The organism is Streptomyces sp. NBC_00370, assembly GCF_036084755.1.
GTDB lineage: Bacteria > Actinomycetota > Actinomycetes > Streptomycetales > Streptomycetaceae > Streptomyces.
This window is the reverse complement of the sequence record NZ_CP107968.1, coordinates 6,076,747-6,099,187: the sequence shown is the minus strand read 5'-3', so window position 1 is coordinate 6,099,187 and position 22,441 is coordinate 6,076,747. Positions and strand designations below refer to the sequence as shown.

Here is a 22,441-nt window from a genome sequence, read left to right as displayed (position 1 = left end):
AGTCCGATGAGTCAGGCCGCTCAGAATCTGAACTGGTTGATCACCAACTTCGTGGACAACACCCCTGGGGTGTCCCACACGGTGGTGGTCTCCGCGGACGGACTTCTGCTGGCCATGTCCGAGGGCTTCCCCCGCGACCGAGCCGACCAGCTCGCGGCCGTGGCGTCCGGCCTGACCTCGCTCACCGCGGGGGCTTCCCGGATCTTCGAAGGCGGCCCGGTCAACCAGACCGTGGTGGAGATGGAGCGCGGCTTCCTCTTCCTCATGTCCGTTTCCGACGGTTCCTCCCTGGCCGTGCTCGCCCACCCCGAGTGCGACATCGGCCTGGTGGGATACGAGATGGCCCTCCTGGTCGATCGCGCGGGGACGGTCCTCACCCCCGACCTGCGCGCCGAGCTTCAGGGAAGCCTGCTGCACTGAGGTTTCCCCAGGCACCGCCCGCAACGCTCCACACCGTCCGGCCACCGCCCCCCCGGCCCCCCACCGGCCCAGTCAGACGGCACGCAGACATCTTGCTGTCACGCCCGGAGGATTCATGACCCCGCCACCCGCCTCTCACGACCCGTACGGCGCATCGGTCGACGCGTCGTACGGACCTGAGGGCGATCAGCCGCTGGTACGTCCATACGCCATGACCGGCGGCCGTACCCGGCCGCGGTACCAGCTCGCCATCGAGGCGCTGGTCAGTACGACAGCGGACCCGGCCCACCTGGCCACGCTGCTCCCCGAGCACCAGCGGATCTGCCACCTGTGCCGCGAGGTCAAATCGGTCGCCGAGGTGTCGGCGCTGCTGACGATGCCGCTGGGGGTCGCCCGGATCCTCGTGGCCGACCTGGCGGAAGCGGGCATGGTGGCCATCCACCAGCCGGGTAACGGAGAGGCCGGCGGCACGCCGGATGTAACACTGCTCGAAAGGGTGCTCAGTGGACTTCGCAAGCTCTAGCGGCGGCGCGGCCCGGTCGACCACCAGCGCGAAGATCGTGGTGGCGGGCGGATTCGGCGTGGGCAAGACCACGTTCGTCGGCGCCGTCTCGGAGATCAACCCGCTGCGTACCGAAGCCGTCATGACCTCCGCATCGGCGGGGATCGACGACCTCACGCACACCGGGGACAAGACCACCACGACGGTGGCCATGGACTTCGGCCGTATCACTCTTGACCAGGACCTGATCCTCTACCTCTTCGGCACCCCGGGCCAGGACCGTTTCTGGTTCATGTGGGACGACCTGGTACGCGGCGCCATCGGTGCCATCGTGCTGGTGGACACCCGCAGGCTCGCGGACTGTTTTCCCGCGGTCGACTATTTCGAGAACTCGGGTCTGCCGTTCGTCATCGCTCTCAACGGCTTCGACGGACATCAGCCGTACACTCCGGAAGAGGTGCGGGAGGCGTTGCAGATCGGACCCGACACCCCGATCATCACCACCGACGCCCGCCACCGCGCGGACGCGAAGAGCGGTCTCATCACGCTCGTCGAGCACGCGCTGATGGCACGCCTCAAGTAGACGAACCACTACGGCAGTTGCCGTAGACAGCCCGGAGAACGGACTGTGTCGTCCGACACGGTCCCTCTCCGTGTTCATAACATTTCGACAGAGAATTCATCGGCAACGGGCACTCGGCGCAGCCGAGTGGTACCCCTGTGCTTACCTCCACTCGCTCTTTTGACGGGCCTCGCTCTTTATGCCCGTTTTATCTGCGGCCTGGACCACTTGGAACGGCTGATTCCTGCTGTTTGGAATGAGGCCGTCGCCGTGCTGGAATGCGACGACTCCCGAGTAGTACGGCCCTGATCGAAACACGGCACAACGTAGGTGCCGACGCCGAGAGGTTGTTGGTCGAGTGAGGCGAAGCAAGGCGAGCTCCCCGGACCGGAAGCGGGGCCGGCTGGCCCCGAGCAACTGGCGTGTGGCCACCCGGCTGAACGCCATTCTGCTGATTCCGGTTCTGGTCGGGCTCGTGATGGGCGGCTTCCAGGTCAAGGGGTCGATCAGCACCTGGCGGGAGGCCCAGGACGCCGAGCGCACCGCCCTCGTCGTCCGGGCCGCCTCGGACTACAGCCAGGCGCTGCTCGACGAACGTGACCTCACGGCCCAGCCGTTGCTGACCAACAAGCGCGACTCCAAGATCGTGGTGAAGAGCAGGGCCGACACGGACGCGGCGAAGAAGAAGTTCGACGTCGCTGTGCGGAACATGCCCCAGAAACAGGGGCTGAAGCGCCGGCTCGACCTGTTCCGCGGTGAGGAGCCCAAGCTCTCCGCGCTGCGCAAGATCGCCTATACGGCGGCGGTGGAGACCCCGGACAAGACCGGCAGTCACGGCGGTCCGGTGGCGACCGAAGAGGGCTATGTGCAGATCCAGCACTCCCTCATGGAGTTCTCCAACGAACTCGGCCTCGGCACCAGCAACATCACGAGTTACGGCCGCACCCTCTACTCCATCCAGCTCGCCAAGGCGGCGGGCTCGCTGCAGCGCTCCATCGGGATGCATCTGCTGGTACGGCCCAGCCAGAAGCCCGACATCAGGGGCGGCCAGACGATCGCCTTCACGTCGTACGCGTACCTGGAGGGCATCGCCATCCAGGAGTACGGGTCCGGCGGCACCGCCGAGGACACGAAGCGGCTGCAGGACGTCATGAAGAAGGAGACCGCCGCGGGCGCCAAGAAGCTCGCGGCGGCCCAGCAGCAGGCAGCAGCGGCGGGGCAGGACTTCACCCCGCCGCCCAGCCAGCAGGGCTCCGTGCTCGACGGCATGGTCGCGGCCATCGCCACCGGCGCGAGCCCCGAGCAGCTGGCCGAGCGCGGGGTCACCCCCGAGGCGTGGATGGCGGCGTCCACCGCCAAGTTCGACGGCTACACCATCCTGGAGAAGGGCCTGGTCGACCGGGCGGTCACCGACGCCGGGCAGATCTCCGACGACGCCAGGAACGACGCGATCACCAACGGCGCGATCGTGCTGGTGGCGCTGCTGATCGCCTTCGTGCTCGCCGGGATGATGGCGCGGCAGATGAGCCGCTCGATGCGGACGCTGCGTACGGCCGCCTTCTCCATCGCCGAACAGCGGCTGCCGATGCTGGTCGACCAGCTGTCCAGGACCGAGCCGGGCCGGGTCGACACCCGCGTCGAGCCGATCCCGGTCAACAGCACGGACGAGATCGGCGAGGTCGCCCGCGCCTTCGACCAGGTGCACCGCGAGGCGGTCCGGCTGGCCGCCGAGCAGGCGATGCTGCGCGGAAACGTCAATGCGATCTTCACCAACCTCTCCCGCCGCAACCAGTCGCTGATCGAGGGCCAGCTGACCCTCATCACCGAGCTGGAGAACAACGAGGGCGAGCCGGAACAGCTGGAGAGCCTGTTCAAGCTGGACCACCTGGCCACCCGCATGCGCCGCAACGGCGAGAACCTGCTGGTCCTCGCCGGCGAGGAGCCGGGCCGCCGGTGGAACCAGCCGGTGCCGCTCGTCGACGTCCTGCGGGCCGCCTCGTCCGAGGTCGAGTCGTACGAGCGGATAGAGCTGACCGGCGTCCCCGAGACGGACATCCACGGCCAGTCGGTGACCGACCTCGTCCATCTCCTCGCCGAGCTGCTGGAGAACGCCACCACCTTCTCCTCGCCGCAGACGAAGGTCAGGGTCACGGCGACCCGGCTGCCCGACGGCCGCGTGATGATCGAGATCCACGACAAGGGCATCGGCCTCACCGCCGAGGACTTCGCCGACATCAACCACAAGCTGGCCAACCCGCCGACCGTGGACGCGGCGGTCTCCCAGCGGATGGGGCTCTTCGTGGTCGGCCGGCTGGCCGACCGGCACGGCATCCGGGTCCAGCTGCGCCCCTCGGGCGAGCAGGCCGGCACCACGTCGCTGGTGATGCTCCCCAACGCGATCACCCACGGCGGCGGCGGCGAACCCGTACCGGCCCCCGACGACTTCACCGTCTCGCAGATCATCCCCGACCAGCTGCCCGCACCGCGCGAGCCGTCCTTCAACGGCCGTGCCATGCTGACCGCGGCCGAGCTCGGCTTCGACGACTCCCGTTACGACGAGCAACCGGCGGCGCCCGACCCGCGCAGGCTCAACCCCGTCAACCGCTCGCTGATGCGCGAGGAGCGGCGCGCCGCGGTGGAGGCCCGGTCGTCGCACGACGACGGCGTGAACGGCACCGGGGACGGCAGCGGGCCGCTCTTCAGCGACCAGGTGGACGGCCAGTACCGCGACCAGCCGGACGGCCAGTACGCCCCGCAGGAGAACGGCGCGTACGAAGGGCAGAGCGAGGAGACGCCGTACGGCGCCGGCTACGCCCCGCAGCTGACCGGGTCCGCCGAATACGGGCAGCCGCCCGCGGCGAACGGGCAGCCCGACGCCTTCGGACAGTACGGCGAGTACCGCGCGCCCGAGACCTACGCCCAGAGCTATACGGAAGACCCGTTCAGCAACGGACAGAGCGCGGACACGGCGTATGTGAACCCCTTCGACCCGCAGCCCCAGCAAGGCGAGTGGGCAGATCAGGGGGCGTATCACAACGGCTTCCAATCCGAGTCACAACCGGAACCGGAATCGGCTCCTGGCGGCCCCGACAAGGCCGCGGACCGCGTAGGCTTCGACCGTCCCGGACCCTCTCCGAGCACCAGCCACGCCTTGACCGAAGCAGGTCTGCCGCTGCGCGGCGGCACCCAGCAGCGGGAGAAGCAGGAGTGGCAGCCCGCAGGGCAGGAAGAAGCACCTCTCAACCAGCCAAGTCAGCCCGGACAGGCCCCACAGCCCGCCCAGAGCGGGCAGAATGGGCACAGCGAGGCGGACGGCACCCAGGACTGGCGATCGATGAACGACGATCGCTGGCACCGGGCGGAGAAGCTCCGTGAACCCAAGGCCGGCGGAATCACCTCGTCGGGACTGCCGCGGCGCGTACCCAAGGCCAACCTGGTCGAGGGAGCGGCGGAGCAGACCCAGCAGGGCGGCCCCCAGATTTCCCGGGCTCCGGAGGACGTGCGCGGCAGGCTGAGCAATCTGCGCCGTGGCGTCCAGCGGGGCCGCAACGCGGGAGCGGACAAGAACGGACCGGGCGACGGCTCGGGCAGTACCTACAACCAGGAGCGTTAGTGTGAGCCCGATGAGCCAGGCGGCGCAGAATCTGAACTGGTTGATCACCAACTTCGTGGACAACACCCCCGGGGTGTCCCACACGGTGGTGGTCTCCGCCGACGGACTCCTACTGGCGATGTCCGAAGGCTTCCCGCGCGACCGGGCCGACCAGCTCGCCGCCGTCGCCTCAGGACTGACCTCGCTCACCGCGGGGGCCTCCCGGATCTTCGAAGGCGGCGCTGTGAACCAGACCGTCGTCGAGATGGACCGCGGTTTTCTCTTCATCATGTCCGTCTCGGACGGCTCCTCACTGGCCGTCCTCGCCCATCCCGAGGCCGACATCGGCCTCGTCGGGTACGAGATGGCACTCCTGGTCGATCGCGCGGGGACGGTCCTCACCCCCGACCTGCGCGCCGAGCTTCAGGGAAGTCTTCTCAACTAACAGACAGTGCGCTTCTCGCCACCGCACCATAGGGTGCGGTGGCGCGGCTCCGCAGGGACGTGGACCGGCGGCCGGCAGTCGGAGGAGGAAACGTGGCTACACCCCCAGGCGGTTACCGTTACGACGGTTCCCAGCAGGTGCCGGGAGAGCATGCCCGGAACCGCTTCAACGCGCCTTCGCCCGGCAGACAGCAGCCGTTCGACCCCTACGACCAGCCGCCGGCGCGCATCCAGCCGGTACAGCCGATGCGGGCCCCCGAGCCCGCGTCCCCGCCCGCCATGGGACACCACAACCCCCTGGTGCGGCCGTACGCCATGACTGGCGGCCGAACCAGGCCGCGGTACCAGCTCGCCATCGAGGCGCTGGTCAGTACGACGGCCGATCCGTCCCGGTTGCAAGGGCAGTTGCCCGAGCATCAGCGGATCTGCCGGCTGTGTTTCGAGATCAAGTCGGTGGCCGAGGTCTCGGCGCTGCTCTCGATTCCCCTCGGCGTCACCCGGATCCTCGTAGCCGACCTGGCGGAGGCCGGACTTGTCGCCATCCATCAGCCCGGCGGCGACGAGTCCGCCGGTGGTCAGCCAGATGTGACACTGCTCGAAAGGGTGCTCAGTGGACTTCGCAAGCTCTAGCGGCGGTGCAGCCCGCTCAACCACCAGCGCGAAGATCGTGGTGGCGGGCGGATTCGGCGTGGGCAAGACCACGTTCGTCGGCGCCGTCTCGGAGATCAACCCGCTGCGTACCGAAGCCGTCATGACCTCCGCATCGGCGGGGATCGACGACCTCACCCATACCGGGGACAAGACCACCACGACGGTGGCCATGGACTTCGGCCGTATCACCCTCGACCAGGACCTGATCCTCTACCTCTTCGGCACCCCGGGCCAGGACCGCTTCTGGTTCATGTGGGACGACCTCGTGCGCGGCGCCATCGGCGCGGTGGTCCTGGTCGACACCCGCAGGCTCGCCGACTGCTTCCCCGCGGTCGACTACTTCGAGAACTCGGGCCTGCCGTTCGTCATCGCCCTCAACGGCTTCGACGGACACCAGCCCTACACGCCCGACGAGGTGCGGGAGGCGCTCCAGATCGGACCCGACACCCCGATCATCACCACCGACGCCCGCCACCGCGCGGACGCCAAGAGCGGTCTCATCACCCTGGTCGAGCACGCGCTGATGGCACGGCTTCGCTAGCAGCACTTCACCGGCCGCACTCGCCTGCGACGGAAAGGCCCCGCACTCCGAGGAGTACGGGGCCTTCGTCGTGCGGGGAGCCGCCGGGCGGCCGGTGGCTCAGCCCTGCCAGCTGTGCGGGGCCCGGAAGCCGGGGGTGCGCTCCAGGCGGCGCCAGCCGGCCGTGGAGCGGCCCTGGTGGGCCGGGGCCTCGGGGGTGGCGGCCGCACGGGCGAGCAGGACCGCCGTGATGGCGGCCAGCTCCTCCGGGTCGGCCTGGCCCTTCTCGACACGCAGCAGCGATTCGTTGATGGGGTTGCTCATGGAGGTCGTGTCTCCGTCTTCTACCGCGAGGGTCTCTACTGCGGGGATGTCGGCCGCTGGTGGTTACTGCGGAGGGTTGCCGTGCTTGCGGGACGGCAGGTCCGCGTGCTTGGTGCGGAGCATCGCGAGCGCGCTCCCGAGTACCTGCCGGGTCTCCGCGGGGTCGATGACGTCGTCGACAAGGCCCCGCTCGGCCGCGTAGTACGGGTGCATCAGCTCGGCCTTGTACTCCTTGACCATGCGGGCACGCATGGCTTCGGGGTCCTCGGCCTCGGCGATCTGCTTGCGGAAGATGACGTTGGCGGCACCTTCGGCGCCCATCACCGCGATCTCGTTGGTCGGCCAGGCGTAGGTGAGATCCGCCCCGATGGACTGGGAGTCCATCACGATGTACGCACCTCCGTAGGCCTTGCGCAGGATCAGCGAGATCCTGGGCACCGTGGCGTTGCAGTACGCGTAGAGCAACTTCGCGCCGTGCCGGATGATTCCGCCGTGCTCCTGGTCGACGCCCGGCAGGAAGCCGGGCACGTCCAGCAGCGTGACGATCGGGATATTGAAAGCGTCGCACATCTGGACAAAGCGCGCCGCTTTCTCCGACGCCTCGATGTCCAGGACTCCGGCGAGCGACTGCGGCTGGTTGGCGACGATGCCGACCACCTGTCCGTCGATCCTGGCCAGGGCGCAGATGATGTTGCGCGCCCAGCGCTCGTGGATCTCCAGGAAGTCGCCCTCGTCGACCAGCTCCTCGATGACCTTGTGCATGTCGTACGGGCGGTTGCCGTCGGCGGGCACCAGGTCGAGCAGGACGTCGGAGCGCCGGTCGGCCGGGTCGTCGGACTCGACGGACGGCGGGTTCTCCCGGTTGTTCTGCGGGAGCATCGACAGGAGGTAGCGCACCTCGCCGATGCAGGTCTCCTCGTCGTCGTACGCGAAGTGCGCGACGCCGGAGGTCTCGGCGTGCACGTCGGCGCCGCCGAGGCCGTTCTGGGTGATCTCCTCACCGGTGACGGCCTTGACCACGTCCGGGCCTGTGATGAACATCTGCGAGGTGTCGCGGACCATGAAGACGAAGTCGGTCAGCGCCGGGCTGTAGGCGGCGCCGCCCGCGCACGGGCCGAGCATCACGCTGATCTGCGGGATGACACCCGAGGCGCGCGTGTTGCGCTGGAAGATGCCGCCGTACCCGGCGAGCGCGGACACGCCCTCCTGGATACGGGCGCCCGCGCCGTCGTTCAGGGAGACCAGCGGGGCACCGGCCGAGATGGCCATGTCCATGATCTTGTGGATCTTCGTCGCGTGCGCCTCGCCGAGCGCGCCGCCGAAGATCCGGAAGTCGTGGGCGTACACGAAGACCGTCCGGCCCTCGACCGTGCCCCAGCCGGTGATCACACCGTCGGTGTACGGCTTCTTCGCCTCAAGACCGAACCCGGTCGCGCGGTGCCGGCGCAACTGCTCGACCTCGCTGAATGATCCCTCGTCCAGCAGGAGCGCGATGCGCTCGCGCGCGGTCAGCTTGCCCTTGGCATGCTGCGCTTCCGTCGCCCGGTCGCTGGGCCCTCTGCGGGCCTGCTCGCGCAGGGCGTGCAACTCGGCGACCCGCCCTCTGGTATCGGCGGGCTCGCTCGGCGTCTGGTCCACTACGGTCATGTACCAACCCTACGAACACCACGCGGTAAAAAGCGCCGTCGACTCCACACAGTCTCCTGGCCGTATTCCTGGTAGAGCCTGACAGAACCGGGGCAGGACGGGGGTGACCGAACAGTCGACTAGCACAGCCGCTTGTAGGGTTTCCCTAGATTCCGGCCGCAGGACGGCTCCCTGACCCCGCCGCGTCGGTCCCGCGCGTCCGGTCCGTTCGAGAGCGCTCTCAGCAGGAACTCTTGACGTGTCCATCCCACCACATGAGAGTCTTCCGGAACGCGCGGCCCGGCCCCCACACGCCGTAAGCCGCCGCGTACCCCCCACAGTTCAGGACAGTTCAGGAGAACATTCGTGATATCCCGTCGACTCTTCCTGTCCGGCGCGGCAGCAGCCGCCACGGCCGTCACCTATCCCGTCTGGGGCAGCGCGCTCAGCCCGCACGCCTCGGCCGCCGACACCTGCGAGCTGGCACTCCAGAACAAATCGCTGCCCGGCACGGTGCACGCGTACGTCACCGGGCACGACGGCGCCACCGGCGGCTGGACGCTGCTGAAGCCGGACGGCGACGTCTACCGCCCCGACTCCCCCGGCGCGCCGCAGACCCCGCTGCCGGTCGACTGCGCGATCCCGCTGGGCGCGGCGGGCAGCGCGCCCGTCGTGCTGACGCTCCCCCAGCTCTACGGCGCGCGTGTCTACTTCGTACGCGACGACAAGCTGGACTTCTTCCTCAACCCCGGCCCCGCGCTGGTGGAGCCGGCCTTCGCCACGGAGTCGGACCCGAACTACGGCCGCACCTGGTCCTTCTGCGAATTCACCTTCAACGCGGACCAGTTGTACTCGAACATCAGCTACGTCGACCTCGCGACAGCCCTGCCCATCGGCATCACGCTGGACGGCGACGCCACCCACACCGTCGCCCCGCTGCCCGCGGGCGCCCTGGACAAGATCGCCGACGGGCTGACCGCCCAGGCGGCGGCCGACGGGCACCCGTGGGACAAGCTGGTCCTGCGCGGGCCCGACGGCGGTGTGCTGCGGGTGATCTCGCCGCAGAACCTGGCGGGTGACGCGCCCTTCACCAACGTCTTCGACAGCTACGTCGACCAGGTGTGGCAGAAGTACGCGGCCGAGGACCTGACGATCGACCTGCAGGGCGGGCGCGGTGTCTTCACCGGCCGGGTCAGCGGCGACACGCTCACCTTCAACGGCGGCCACACCTTCGCCAAGCCGACGTCGATGGACATCTTCACCTGCAACAGCGGTCCGTTCGCCAACAACCCGGCCGACTCGGACGACAAGAAGGGGCTGCTCGCCCGGCTCGCCGCCGCCTTCAACCGCTCCACCCTGCTGACCCACCCGGACCAGCCGAACGGCGCGACGGCCGCCGACTACTACCAGGACCCGGTCACCAACCACTGGGCCCGGGTGCTGCACGCGAACACGCCGATCGGCTACGCGTTCCCGTACGACGACGTGCAGCCGGACGGCCAGCCCGACGTCTCGGGCGCGGCCTTCGACGGCAACCCGAAGCGCTGGACCGTCTCGGTCGGCTCCTGACCTCGACGACGACGCAGGCCCCCGGCACCGTGCGGTGCCGGGGGCCTGTGCCGTACGGCGGTGTCAGCAGCCGCCGCAGTTGTAGAACGTCGCGTCCCAGTGGCTGCCCTCGTCCGCGTAGACGTTGCCCGACGCGGCCTGCCACTGCGGGTAGCCGTCACCGCGCAGTCCTATGTAGGTGAAGGCACCCTTGATGTAGTTGGTGAGACAGGTGGTCTTGCCGAAGTCGAGCTTGTAGCCGTTCGCGTGCGAGTACGTACCGCTCGCGTGACCGGTCTCGGTGCCGCCCGTGATGTTGAGGGCGCAGCCGGTGGCGCTCTTGAGCGTCTGTGCTCCCTGCGCGGTGGCGAGGTTGAGCTGGTCGAAGGAGGTGCAGGTGGGGTTGTTCCGGTCCGAGCAGCCGCCCGACGAGGACCAGGTGATCCCGGACGAGCTGAACCGGGACGTGGCCTGGGCGTGGGTGAGCTTGGTGGCTGCCTGGGCGTCGCCCGCCGAACTGAGGACGCCGAAGCCGGGTGCGAAGAGCGCACCGAGGACCAGCGCGAGCGCGACGAGGGCAGAGCGGATCTTCATGGGGGGATGTCCTCCTGCTGAGGCCGTGGGGGCTGCGTGGGGGGCGGAGGTGGCGCAAGGAGATCGTGCCGGATTTCCCTACGGGTCACCAGAGGGCGTGCATCCCGGGAATCACTCGAAGGGTGGTCATTGTTGAAGATTGAACGACGCGGGTCTACTGTGGGCTCCGCCACATCTGACAAGTTCCACGTTTGCCGTCCGCTTTTCCCCAGGAGGAACCATGACCATCTTCAGCCGCAAGAACGACGAGGCGCAGACCACCGGCGACACCGCCACCACTTCGGCCGTGGACCCGGCGCTCGCCGCGCTCTCCGGCGAATACGTCATCGACCCCGCGCACACCAGCATCGGCTTCACCGTGCGGCACGCGATGGTCACCAACGTCCGCGGCGCGTTCCAGGAGCACGAGGGCACCCTCACCCTGGACGGCGAGCACCCGGAGAACTCCACGGCCGCCATCGACGTCTCCATGGCCAGCATCGACACCGGCGCCCCGGACCGTGACGGTCACCTGCGCAGCGCCGACTTCTTCGACGCCGAGCAGTTCCCGAAGATGACCTTCCGCTCGACCTCGGCCGAGGAGCGCGGCGGTGACTCGTACCGCATCTCCGGTGACCTGACCATCAAGGACGTCACCAAGCCGCTCACCATCGACCTGGAGTTCAACGGCTCGGCCACCGACCCGTTCGGCAACCAGCGCGTCGGCTTCGAGGGCACCGCCGAGATGCTGCGCTCCGACTGGGGCCTGACCTACAACGCCGCCCTGGAGACCGGTGGCGTGCTGGTCGGTGACAAGCTCAAGCTCACCTTCGACATCTCCGCGATCAAGAAGGCCCCCGAGGCCGCCTGAGACCGCCGCTGAAAAGGGTGATGCCCCCGGACCTGACAGATGTCCGGGGGCATCACCCATGGGGGTCCGCGTAGCTGGTCAGGCGGCCCGGTAGGCCGCCGTCAGCTTGGCGACGGCGCCGGTCAGATCACCGGTCAGCAGCAGATGGTCCGCGTCGGCGAACGGCTTGGCCGACGCCTGGGTGAGGTGCGAGCCGATCTTCTGCTGCACCAGCAGCCGGGCCTGGCCGACGAGCGCCTTGCCCTGGGCCGACGAGCCCTGGCCCAGCCGCTCCAGCACCTGCGCCGCGATGCCGATCGCGCCGAGCGTCAACTGCCCTCCCGCCGGAGGCGACTTGAGCGTCGTCAGACCCCAGCCGTACGGGAACTGCGGGTCGTACGAGGCGTCGCCGACGTTGATCGGCAGCTGCGCCTCCGACTTCGGCCAGGTGAGCGGCAGTTGGCCGGTGAAGGCCCGCTTGCCGTAGAGGACGTCGGCGACGCCGTCGCCCTCCGTGCCCGGCAGGAACGAGGCGACCAGCGCGTCGATCTCGCCGAGCTGGTCACCGATGAGCTGCGGCCGGCCGGCCACCACGAGCACGGCGCACTTCATCGCGGCGCACACCGTGTCGACGGCCTTCCTGTCGGCGGCCGACAGCGCGAGCGTGTGCCCGTTGCCGACGTCCCCGACGCCTTCCGCGTACGGCTGCTCACCGACGACGACCACACCCACGTCGTAGCCGCTCGTCGGCGCCGAAGCGTCCTTCGAGTAGCTGATGTCGGTGCCGGGCGCCGCCTTCTTCATGCCCTGGAGGATGGTCGTGCCGCCGGTGGTGGTGTTGCCCGACGCGCCCTGCCAGGTGACGGACCAGCCGCCCATCTGGTTGCCGATGTCGTCGGCGTTGGAGCCGGCCACGTACACCTTCTGCGAAGGCTTCAGCGGCAGGACCTTGCCGTCGTTCTTCAGCAGCACCTGCGACTCGGCCGCGGCCTGGCGGGCCACCGCGCGGTGTTCCGGCGAGCCGATCTTGGAGATGTTCGAGGTGTCCGAGTAGGGCTTCTCGAAGAGACCGAGCTTGAACTTCTGCGTCAGGATGCGCGAGACGGCGTCGTCGATCCGGGAGACCGGGATCCGGCCCGCCGTCACCTCGTCCTGGAGGGTCGCGGTGAAGTCCTTGTACGCCGTCGGCACCATGATCATGTCGAGGCCCGCGTTGACCGACGTACGGACGTCGCTCGGGTAGTCACCGGGGATCTGGTCGATGGCCGCGTAGTCGCTGATGACGAAGCCGTCGAAGCCCAGCTTGTCCTTCAGCTCACCGTTGATCATGTCGCCGCGGGCGTGCATCTTGACCGCGCCCTTGCCGTCGCCGGTGATGTCCAGCGAGGAGTACGACGGCATCACCGTTCCGACACCGCGCTTGACGGCGTCCTTGAACGGCGCCAGGTGGATGTCCTGGAGCTCTTGGGGCGTGACGGTCGTGACGCCCTGGTCGAGCGTGTACGTACCGCTGGTGGACGAGCCGTAGGAGGTGCCGCCGTCACCGACGAAGTGCTTGGCCGTGGCCAGCACCTTGTCGTCGCGGTCGAGGTCCTTGCCCGAAGGGTCGCCCTGCATGCCGTTGACGACGGTCTCCATGGAGGAGACGAGCGCCGGGTCCTCGCCGAACGTCTCGTACGTACGGCCCCAGCGTTCGTCGCGTCCCACGCACAGGCACGGCGCGAAGTCCCACGGGATGCCGGTGGCGCGCACCTCGCTCGCCGTCACGGCGCCGGTCTTCTCGGCCAGCGCCGGGTCGCGGGTCGCTCCCAGGCCGATGTTGTGCGGCATCAGGGTCGCGCCGACCACGTTGTTGTGGCCGTGCACCGCGTCCACGCCGTAGATCAGCGGGATCTGGAAGCGGGTGGCCTGGGCGCGCAGCTGGTAGCCGTCGACCATCTTGGCCCACGCCTCAGGGGTGTTGGGCGTCGGGACCGAACCGCCGCCGGAGAGCAGCGAGCCGAGGTCGTAGGCGGCGATGTCGCCCTGCGAGGTGAGCGCGTTGCGCTCGGCCTGGGTCATCTGACCGGCCTTCTCGGCGAGCGAGAGCCGCGACACGAGGTCGGCGACGCGCTTCTTCACGGGCAGCTTCGCGTCGAGGTACGGCAGCCCGTGGGCGTCGATGACGACCTGCGGCTGTTCGAGCGGCGCCTTGGCGCCGGTGACGGTGAGCTTGAGCGGTACGGTCTCGGCGCTCTCGGCCGTCTTGTCCTTGACCGTCGCGACCCGCACGGTCTGCGAGCTGCCCGAGGCCGCGCCGGCCGGGAAGGTGACGGTGCCGGAGACCGGGGTGTAGTCCTTGCCCGCCTCGGCGGTGCCGCCCTCGGTGGTGTAGTCGACGGTGACGGGCTCGGTGGCCGGCACGGCGCCGGTCGTCGCGAGGGAGATCTTCACGTCGGCCGTGCCGCCCTCGGCGACCGGGTAGACCGCCGCGTCGGTGGAGACGGACGCGTTCAGGGTCGCGTCGGGCTTGCCGTACAGCTCCATGCCGTCGACGGCGAACGTGCCAGGACCGCCGACGGGCAGGGTGAAGGCGTACCCCCACATCTCGGTCAGTCCGAGCACATGGTCGATGCCGCCGACCGGCTGGTAGTCGGTGCGGTACCGGAAGGCGGAGAAGGGGATCTCCACCTGGTGCCAGCCGGCCCAGTCGTCGGTGAAGGACGTCGTCCACAGCTCGGACGCCTCGCCGTTGGCGCCGCCGTCCTTGAGCTCGAAGCTGATCTTCTTGCCCTGGCCCTGCGGCAGTTCCACCGGATTCTGGCCGTACCACCAGAAGCGGACGCCGCCGTGCGCCGACCAGTCCTGGGCTGGCCGGTCGTACGCGAAGTCGTGGCTGAAGCCGCCGTATCCGCTGATGTCGTAGCTGCCTTCGAGCGCCTTGGCGCCCTGCGGCGCGTCGGCGCGCTCGGCGAACTTCAGGGTGGGCGGGTCGTCGGCGTCGCCGCCCCAGGTGAACAGGCCGTCGGCGGGCGGCGAAGCGAAGGGCACCTCGCCCTCGTAGTTGTCGACGGCCACCGGCGCCGGGTCGGCTGCCGCCGCCGCACCGGCGGCGGCGCTCGTCCCCGCGCCGGCGAGCGGCAGCAGCCCGGCGATGACGGCCGCTGCGACCAGCGCCGCCGTTCTGCCGGGTCTGACACGTTTGCGTAGCATTGCGGCTCCTCTGATATGTCGTTGTTTCTTCTCGGCCCCTCCCGGGGCGGGGCTCAAGGGGCCGACTGGCGTACGACGAGTTCGGTGGCCAGGACGACAGGCTCCTCCGGTGCCCGCGCCCCGCCCAGATGGGCGAGCAGCATCCGCGCGGCCGTCTCACCCATCCGGTGGACCGGCTGGCGGACCGTGGTGAGCGGCGGATCGGTGTGCTGGGCCATCGCGATGTCGTCGAAGCCGACCACGGCGATGTCGCCGGGGACGGTGCGTCCGGCGGCCCGCAGGGCGCGCAGCGCGCCGGAGGCGCTGACGTCGTTGTGCGCGAAGACGGAGTCGAACTCGGCGCCCTCCGCGAGGAGTTTCTCCACGGCGAGCCGTCCCGACAGCTCGGTGAAGTCCCCCACGGCCACCTGGTGCCCCGGCAGGATCTCGTGGAAGCCGCGGAGCCGGTCCCGTACGCAGGGGAAGTGCGTGGGGCCCGTGACGACCAGCGGCCTGGTGCGCCCGGTCGCGCGCAGATGGCGCGCGGCCGACGCGCCGCCCTCGTAGTTGGTGGTCACCACGGAGGGGAAGTCCGGGTGCTGGCCGCGGTCGTCGATCAGGACGACCGGCAGTCCCTTGCGGTGCATCGCGGCGATGGTGTCGAGGGTGTTGTCGGGTTCGACTACTAGAAGGCCGTCGAAGGCGCGGGCCGACACCTGGCTGGTGAAGCGGTCGACGGACTCGGCGCCGCGGTTGCAGGTGAACAGCAGCAGGCCGTAGCCGGCGGCCTCGACGGTGTCGACCACGCCCTGGAGCACTTCGCCGATCCACGGCCAGGTCAGCGAAGGGACCAGCATGCCGATCGTCCGGCTGCTCCCCCGTGCCAGTCCGACAGCACCTGAGCTGGGCACATAGCCGAGCTGCGCGATCACGGCGCGGACCCGGGCGGCGGTCGGACCGCCCACCTCGCCCTTGGTGTTGACGACCCGGGAGACGGTGGTCTTGCTGACGCCGGCCTCGCGGGCGACATCGGCGATCGTGACGCGCATCGGGCCTCCGCTCCGTGGGGGAACCGCTGCCGGTACCGGTTCCGGAACCGGTACCGGTGTTGGGCGGTGAGTTAACCGGCGCACAACACCGCCGTCAATACTTCACACCCACATTGGTCCGAACCTTTGTTACGTACATGTCTAGCCCCAGGTCAGGGGCGCAGCAGGGGTGTTGTGCGTTCAGCCTTTGAATACGCAACCTCTTGACGGGAGTTCATCAGGGCAGTTCACTCACGCCGCAGCACCACGCAGCACCCCCCACAACTGTGCCGAGAAGGGCAGCGACCCCATGACCAGATCGTCGAGAGCGACAGGACGAACGGGCACCCGAGGGCGGCTGGTGAGACTCCTGCTGACCGGGGCGCTCGCCACGGCCGGCCTCACCGGGCTGACGGCAGGCAACGCGCAGGCCGCGGGCGAGCCGGTGAACATCTGGCTGACGACCACCGACGACGCGGGCGGACGCCATGTCACCCGCGGTCTCCAGCAGCAGACGCCCGTCAACTTCCAGTCGGGCAGCGGCGGCAGCGGTACCAACATCACCGTCGACGAGAACACCAAGTACCAGCAGTTCTCCGGCGGCGGCGCCTCGTTCACCGACACCGCCGCCTGGCTGATGAACAGCAGTGGGGCGCTCTCCCAGGCGACCCGCGACGACACGATGCGCAAGCTGTTCTCGCCGACCGACGGCATCGGACTGAGCTTCCTGCGCAACCCGATGGGCGCGTCCGACCTGGCGCGCAACAGCTACAGCTACGACGACCTGCCGGCCGGGCAGACCGACCCGACCCTGGCGAAGTTCTCCATCGCGCACGACCAGGCCGACGTGCTGCCGCTCACCAAGCAGGCGAAGCAACTCAACCCGAGCGCCAAGGTGATGGCGGTGCCGTGGAGCGCGCCGCCGTGGATGAAGGACAACGACGCCTTCAGCCAGGGCTGGCTGGAGTCGCAGTACTACGGCGCCTACGCGCAGTACTTCGTGAAGTACATCCAGGCCTACCAGGCGGCCGGTGTGCCGATCGACTACATCTCGGCCCAGAACGAGCCCACCTGCTGCGGCGGTTACCCGTCGATGCAGTGGAACGGCTCGGGTCTCGCGTACTTCACCAAGACCAATCTGCTGCCGGCGCTGCACAGCGCGAATCTGAACACCAAGGTCCTGGCGCTGGACTGGAACCCGGACTCGTACGCCGGTTACGCGGCGCCCACGGTGGACGACGCGGCGATCCGCACCGACCCCAACTTCGGCGGGATCGCCTACCACGGCTACACCGGCGGCATCGACATCCAGACGACGATCCACAACCAGTACCCCGACGTGCCCGCGTTCGACACGGAGCACTCCGGCGGTACGTGGATCGGCAACCAGCAGCAGGAGGACATGAACAACCTGTTCGACTACACCCGCAACTGGGGTCAGAGCTTCGTCAAGTGGAGCCTGGCGGTCGACCAGAACATGGGCCCGCACAACGGCGGTTGCGGCACCTGCACCGGGCTGATCACCGTGAACAACGGGGGCAGCAGGAGCGGCCAGGTCGACTACACCGTCGAGTACTACACCATGGGTCATCTGACCAAGTTCGTGAAGACCGGCGCCCGCCGGATCGCCTCCACGGACACCTCGGCCGTTCGTAACGTCGCCTGGCAGAACCCGGACGGCTCCAAGGCGCTCATCGCGTACAACAACAACGCGGGCGCGCAGCAGATCCGGGTCAACTGGGGCGGGCAGAACTTCTCGTACTCGCTGCCCGGCAAGACGTCGGCGACCTTCACCTGGGCGGGTACGCAGAGCGGCAGCACCCCGGCGCAGACCGGCACGATCACCGGTCTCGGCGGCAAGTGCCTCGACGTGGCGGGCGGTCAGAGCGCCAACGGGACCGCCGTGCAGATCTACGGCTGCAACGGCTCGGCCGCGCAGCAGTGGTCGGTGAAGACCGACGGCTCCGTGCAGTCGCTCGGCAAGTGCCTCGACGTGAACGCCGCCTCGACGGCCAACGGCGCCAAGGTCCAGCTGTACGACTGCAACGGGTCGGCGGCGCAGCAGTGGAGACTTGAGTCCGCGGGCGATCTCGTCAACGCGGGCGCGAACAAGTGCCTCGACGTCACGGGCAACACGTCGGCCGACGGCGCCAAGACCCAGCTGTGGACGTGCACCGGAGCCGCCAACCAGAAGTGGCAGCTCCGGTAGTCCGTCAGCCCGGCATCGTCCGGCACCGCGGGCCGGGGCGGACCGCGCGGGGTGCGCCTACTCCGCCGGTTCGACCCCGGCCCGCAGCAGTCCGAACGTGTACGCGTCCTCCAGCGCCTGCCAGGACGCGGAGATCACGTTCTCGGCGACGCCGACCGTCGCCCATTCGCTGGTGCCGTCCGAGGTGGTGACCAGCACCCGGGTGGTGGATTCGGTGCCGTGCCTGCCCTCCAGGATGCGCACCTTGTAGTCCACGAGCTGGAGCTTGGCGAGCTGCGGGTAGATCCGCTCAAGACCGACCCGCATGGCCCGGTCCAGCGCGTTGACCGGGCCGTTGCCCTCCGCCGTCGCGACGATCCGCTCGCCCTTGGCCCACAGCTTCACCGTCGCCTCGTTGGCGTGCGTGCCGTCGGGGCGGTCCTCGACGATGGCGCGCCAGGACTCGGTGCGGAAGTAGTTACGGACCCGGCCCTCCAGCTCCTCGCGCAGCAGCAGCTCGAAGGACGCGTCGGCCGCCTCGTACGTGAACCCCTGGAGTTCCCGCTCCTTGACGCGCCTGACGACCCGGCCGACCATGTCGCGGTCGTCGCCGAGGTCGATGCCGAGTTCCTTGCCCTTGAGCTCGACGGACGCGCGCCCCGCCATGTCGGAGACCAGCATCCGCATGGTGTTGCCGACCGCCTCGGGGTCGATGTGCTGGTACAGGTCGGGGTCGACCTTGATCGCCGAGGCGTGCAGGCCGCCCTTGTGCGCGAAGGCCGAGACCCCGACGTACGGCTGGTGCGTGGAGGGCGCCAGATTGACGACCTCGGCGATGGCGTGCGAGATCCGGGTCATCTCGGCGAGCGCGCCGTCGGGCAGCACCCGCTTGCCGTACTTCAGCTCCAGCGCGGCGACGACCGGGAAGAGGTTGGAGTTGCCGACCCGCTCGCCGTAGCCGTTGGCGGTGCACTGGACGTGGGTGGCGCCCGCGTCCACGGCGGCGAGGGTGTTGGCGACGGCGCAGCCCGTGTCGTCCTGGGCGTGCATACCGAGCCGGGCGCCGGTGTCGGCGAGCACGGTCGCCACGACGGCCTGGACCTGGGCGGGCAGCATCCCGCCGTTGGTGTCGCAGAGCACCACGACATCGGCGCCGGCCTCGGCGGCGGCCCGTACGACGGACTTCGCGTACTCCGGGTTGGCCCGGTAGCCGTCGAAGAAGTGCTCACAGTCCACGAAGACCCGCCGGCCCTGCTCGCGCAGGAAGCTGACGGTGTCGCGGACCATCGCCACGTTCTCGTCCAGCGTGGTGCGCAGCGCGAGTTCGACATGGCGGTCGTGCGCCTTGGCGACCAGCGTGACCACCGGGGCCCCGGACTCCACGAGCGCCTTGACCTGCGGGTCGTCGGCCGCCTTAGCGCCCGGCCTGCGGGTGGCGCCGAAGGCGACGAGCTGGGCGTGCTTGAAGTCGATCTCCTGCTGGGCGCGGGCGAAGAACTCCGTGTCCCGCGGGTTCGCGCCGGGCCAGCCGCCCTCGATGAACCCCACGCCGAACTCGTCCAGGTACCGGGCGATGGTGAGCTTGTCGGCGACCGTCAGATTGATGCCTTCGCGCTGCGCGCCGTCACGCAGGGTCGTGTCGAAGACGTGGAAACTGTCGTCGCTCGCTGTGGGCCCCGTGGAATCCGTGGACTGCGTGGTCATGCTGTTGCTCCCTGTCGAGTGGATGGTCTGGCTCCACTTGCTCCATCTTCGCGTGCGGCTCGTCTCCGGTCGGGGTGGGGCCGGAAAACGAAAAAACCCCTCGCGGGTGCGAGAGGTCTGCGCGCGGGTCTGGGGCAGGATGCCCGCTTCGTACGTCGTGGTACGGAGCGGTCACCGCGGACCGGCGCGCTTGCAGCCAATAATCATGGCGAACGAGAGCACGAGCCGATTTTCGCACGCCTTCCCGCTTTGGGAAGGGGTGTCTCACGATGCGGTCGGCCCGGCGGTGACCTGCGGCCGCGCCGGTACGGGTACCGGCGCGGCCGACAGCGGCGCGATCGGCCGGACACTCCCTAGGCGACGGGGTGCAGCCAGCCGTGGGCGTCGGGGGCGGCGCCCGTCTGGAGGTCGAGCAGCGCCTTGCGCAGCTTCATCGTGACCTCGCCGGGCTGTCCGTCCCCACCGACCGTCCAGCCGCCGCTCGCCGAGCGGACCGTGCCGACGGGGGTGATGACGGCGGCGGTGCCGCACGCGAAGACCTCGGTCAGGGTGCCGTTCGCGTCGTCCCTGCGCCACTCGTCGACGGAGATCTTGCCCTCCTCGACCTGGTAGCCCAGATCGGCGGCGATCCGACTCACCGAGTCCCGGGTGACACCGGCCAGCAGCGAGCCGGTCAGCGCCGGGGTCATCAGCCGGTCGCCGTAGACGAAGAACAGGTTGTTGGTCCCCATCTCCTCGACCCACTTGCGCTCGATGGCGTCGATCCAGACGACCTGGTCGCAGCCGTGCTTGGTGGCCTCGGCCTGGGCGATGAGGGACGCGGCGTAGTTGCCGCCCGCCTTCGCCTCGCCGGTGCCGCCGGGCGCCGCGCGCACGTACTCCTCGGAGAGCCAGACGGAGACGGGCTTCACACCGCCGCTGAAGTACGCGCCGGCGGGCGAGGCGATGACCATGAAGAGGAACTCGTTGGCGGGCCGGACGCCGACGCCGACCTCCGTGGCGAACATGAAGGGCCGCAGGTAGAGGGATTCCTCACCCGTGCCGGGCACCCAGGCGCTGTCCTGCTTGATGAGCGCGTCCACGGCGCCGACGAACAGCTCCTCGGGCAGCTGGGGCATGGCCATCCGGCGGGCCGAGCGCTGGAAGCGGCGGGCGTTCTGCTCGGGCCGGAAGGTGGCGACGGAGCCGTCGGCCTGGCGGTACGCCTTGAGCCCTTCGAAGATGGTCTGCGCGTAGTGCAGCGTCATGTTCGCCGGGTCGAGCGAGAGCGGCGCGTACGGCACCAGCTCCGCGTCGTGCCAGCCGCGGCCCTCGGTCCACTTGACCGTGACCATGTGGTCGGTGAAGTAGCGCCCGAAGCCGGGGGCGGCCAGGATGCGGTCCCGCTCCGCTTCGGTGACGAGGTTGGCTGAGGGCTTGAGCTCGATCGTGGGCGTGGTCATGAATACTCGTCCTTCACCTGTCGTGTGTGACGGACCGCGCTCACGTCGCTACTTCTACTAGGACGTCCGAGCATTCCCGCATGCCGCGGCCCACAGCGATTATCGCCTGCGGGGAACCGTACGGGGAACGAGGTGAGTGCGGCCTGTGGATGATGTGTGTCTCACCCGGGGCCGCACAGCGCAGCCGCCGGGTCAGCGGGACCCGGCGGCTGTCGAAGGATGATCGGCCGGGTCAGCTCGCTACTCGTACGACGAGCGCGTCGCCGATCTCGGCGGTCGTGCGCGCCGTACCGTCCCTGGCCTCCAGGTCGGCGGCGACGGCGTCCTCGACCCGGACGGCCTCCGGCTCGAAGCCGAGGTGCCGCAGCAGCAGCGCGACGGAGAGCACGGTGGCCGTGGGGTCGGCCTTGCCCTGTCCCGCGATGTCCGGCGCCGAGCCGTGGACCGGCTCGAACATGGAGGGGAAGGTGCGGTCCGGATTGATGTTCGCGGACGCCGCGAGGCCGATACCGCCGCTGATGGCGGCGGCGAGGTCGGTGAGGATGTCACCGAAGAGGTTGTCGGTGACGATCACGTCGAACCGCTCGGGCTGGGTGACGAAGAAGATCGTCGCCGCGTCGACGTGCAGATAGTCGGTGGTGACCTCGGGGAACTCCTGGCCCACCCGGTCGAAGATGTTCTTCCACAGGTGGCCCGCGTAGACGAGGACGTTGTTCTTGTGGACCAGCGTCAGCTTCTTGCGCGGACGGGCCGCGGCACGCGCGTAGGCGTCCCGGACGACCCGCTCGACGCCGTACGCCGTATTGAGGCTCACCTCGGTGGCCACCTCGGCGGGCGTTCCGGTGCGCAGCGAACCGCCGTTGCCCGTGTACGGGCCTTCGGTGCCCTCGCGGACGACGACGAAGTCGATCTCGGGCCGGCCGGCCAGCGGGGTCCCGGTGTTGGGGAACAGCTTCGACGGCCGCAGGTTCACGTAGTGGTCGAAGGCGAACCGCAGCTTCAGCAGCAGCCCGCGCTCCAGCACGCCGGACGGGACCGAGGGGTCACCGATCGCGCCGAGCAGGATCGCGTCGTGGGACTTGAGCGCTTCGAGGTCGGCGTCCGGGAGGGTCTCCCCCGTCCGGTGCCAGCGGCGCGCGCCGAGGTCGTACTCCTTGGTCTCCAGCTTCACATCCTGCGGGAGGACGGAACTCAGGACCTTCAAGCCCTGGGCCACGACCTCCTGACCGATGCCGTCACCGGGGATCACTGCGAGATTGATGCTGCGAGACATGACGAGCACCCTAGCCCTCGTCC

General features: G+C 69.2%; 18 protein-coding genes. 10 read left to right on the top strand and 8 right to left on the bottom strand.

The features are described from left to right. The first annotated feature begins 6 nt into the window (after positions 1-6). The 7 genes from OHS57_RS27295 (at position 7) to OHS57_RS27265 (ending at position 6,712) form a co-directional block, all read left to right on the top strand. Positions 7-420: a roadblock/LC7 domain-containing protein gene (locus tag OHS57_RS27295; RefSeq protein WP_030351794.1), complete on the top strand. Its 414-nt coding sequence runs from the start codon at positions 7-9 to the stop codon at positions 418-420. 115 nt (positions 421-535) lie between these two features. Beyond that, on the top strand, positions 536-943 hold the full coding sequence (locus OHS57_RS27290; protein ID WP_030351795.1) for a DUF742 domain-containing protein: 408 nt from the start codon (positions 536-538) through the stop codon (positions 941-943). After that, the gene (locus OHS57_RS27285) at positions 924-1,505 is read left to right on the top strand and encodes a GTP-binding protein (RefSeq protein ID WP_041984026.1); all 582 of its coding nucleotides are present in this window, start codon (positions 924-926) and stop codon (positions 1,503-1,505) included. Before OHS57_RS27290 ends, OHS57_RS27285 begins: the two co-directional genes overlap by 20 nt. A gap of 403 nt (positions 1,506-1,908) precedes the next feature. Continuing rightward, complete coding sequence (locus OHS57_RS27280) at positions 1,909-5,097, top strand: sensor histidine kinase (protein WP_041984028.1); 3,189 nt, start codon at positions 1,909-1,911, stop codon at positions 5,095-5,097. Between the two features lie 10 nt (positions 5,098-5,107). Next, entirely contained in the window at positions 5,108-5,521 is a 414-nt protein-coding gene (locus tag OHS57_RS27275; protein WP_041995023.1) for a roadblock/LC7 domain-containing protein, read from the top strand. Positions 5,522-5,613: 92 nt separating this feature from the next. Beyond that, positions 5,614-6,150, top strand: coding sequence for a DUF742 domain-containing protein (locus OHS57_RS27270; protein WP_063779609.1), 537 nt, complete (start codon positions 5,614-5,616; stop codon positions 6,148-6,150). Beyond that, positions 6,131-6,712: a GTP-binding protein gene (locus tag OHS57_RS27265; protein WP_031229389.1), complete on the top strand. Its 582-nt coding sequence runs from the start codon at positions 6,131-6,133 to the stop codon at positions 6,710-6,712. Before OHS57_RS27270 ends, OHS57_RS27265 begins: the two co-directional genes overlap by 20 nt. 99 nt (positions 6,713-6,811) lie before the next feature. Here the strand turns inward: OHS57_RS27265 and OHS57_RS27260 are convergent, their stop codons facing one another. Both OHS57_RS27260 and OHS57_RS27255 read right to left on the bottom strand, forming a co-directional pair. Next, positions 6,812-7,015 (bottom strand): acyl-CoA carboxylase subunit epsilon, encoded by a 204-nt coding sequence (locus tag OHS57_RS27260; RefSeq protein ID WP_041984032.1) that lies wholly within the window; start codon positions 7,013-7,015, stop codon positions 6,812-6,814. A gap of 63 nt (positions 7,016-7,078) precedes the next feature. Further along, entirely contained in the window at positions 7,079-8,662 is a 1,584-nt protein-coding gene (locus OHS57_RS27255; protein ID WP_328583627.1) for an acyl-CoA carboxylase subunit beta, read from the bottom strand. A gap of 345 nt (positions 8,663-9,007) precedes the next feature. Between OHS57_RS27255 and OHS57_RS27250 the strand changes: the two genes are divergently transcribed. Beyond that, on the top strand, positions 9,008-10,210 hold the full coding sequence (locus OHS57_RS27250) for a glycoside hydrolase family 64 protein (RefSeq protein ID WP_328583626.1): 1,203 nt from the start codon (positions 9,008-9,010) through the stop codon (positions 10,208-10,210). Between the two features lie 63 nt (positions 10,211-10,273). Here OHS57_RS27250 and OHS57_RS27245 read toward each other — a convergent pair whose 3' ends face one another. Then, the gene (locus tag OHS57_RS27245) at positions 10,274-10,783 is read right to left on the bottom strand and encodes a hypothetical protein (RefSeq protein ID WP_041984038.1); all 510 of its coding nucleotides are present in this window, start codon (positions 10,781-10,783) and stop codon (positions 10,274-10,276) included. 220 nt (positions 10,784-11,003) lie between these two features. Between OHS57_RS27245 and OHS57_RS27240 the strand changes: the two genes are divergently transcribed. After that, positions 11,004-11,633, top strand: a complete 630-nt coding sequence (locus OHS57_RS27240; RefSeq protein ID WP_328583625.1) for a YceI family protein — start codon at positions 11,004-11,006, stop codon at positions 11,631-11,633. 78 nt (positions 11,634-11,711) lie between these two features. On the opposite strand, the gene OHS57_RS27235 is transcribed toward OHS57_RS27240, so the two are convergent. Both OHS57_RS27235 and OHS57_RS27230 read right to left on the bottom strand, forming a co-directional pair. After that, the gene (locus tag OHS57_RS27235) at positions 11,712-14,804 is read right to left on the bottom strand and encodes a glycoside hydrolase family 3 protein (RefSeq protein ID WP_328583624.1); all 3,093 of its coding nucleotides are present in this window, start codon (positions 14,802-14,804) and stop codon (positions 11,712-11,714) included. Between the two features lie 53 nt (positions 14,805-14,857). Continuing rightward, the gene (locus OHS57_RS27230) at positions 14,858-15,832 is read right to left on the bottom strand and encodes a LacI family DNA-binding transcriptional regulator (RefSeq protein WP_328583623.1); all 975 of its coding nucleotides are present in this window, start codon (positions 15,830-15,832) and stop codon (positions 14,858-14,860) included. A gap of 289 nt (positions 15,833-16,121) precedes the next feature. Between OHS57_RS27230 and OHS57_RS27225 the strand changes: the two genes are divergently transcribed. Continuing rightward, positions 16,122-18,020, top strand: a complete 1,899-nt coding sequence (locus tag OHS57_RS27225; protein WP_041984044.1) for a ricin-type beta-trefoil lectin domain protein — start codon at positions 16,122-16,124, stop codon at positions 18,018-18,020. Between the two features lie 57 nt (positions 18,021-18,077). On the opposite strand, the gene cimA is transcribed toward OHS57_RS27225, so the two are convergent. The 3 genes from cimA to OHS57_RS27210 form a co-directional block, all read right to left on the bottom strand. Further along, the gene (gene cimA / locus OHS57_RS27220) at positions 18,078-19,703 is read right to left on the bottom strand and encodes a citramalate synthase (RefSeq protein WP_041984045.1); all 1,626 of its coding nucleotides are present in this window, start codon (positions 19,701-19,703) and stop codon (positions 18,078-18,080) included. A 353-nt stretch (positions 19,704-20,056) separates the two neighbouring features. Continuing rightward, the gene (locus OHS57_RS27215; protein ID WP_328583622.1) at positions 20,057-21,145 is read right to left on the bottom strand and encodes a branched-chain amino acid aminotransferase; all 1,089 of its coding nucleotides are present in this window, start codon (positions 21,143-21,145) and stop codon (positions 20,057-20,059) included. A 232-nt stretch (positions 21,146-21,377) separates the two neighbouring features. After that, positions 21,378-22,418, bottom strand: coding sequence for a 3-isopropylmalate dehydrogenase (locus OHS57_RS27210; protein ID WP_328583621.1), 1,041 nt, complete (start codon positions 22,416-22,418; stop codon positions 21,378-21,380). Between the last annotated feature and the right edge of the window lie 23 nt (positions 22,419-22,441).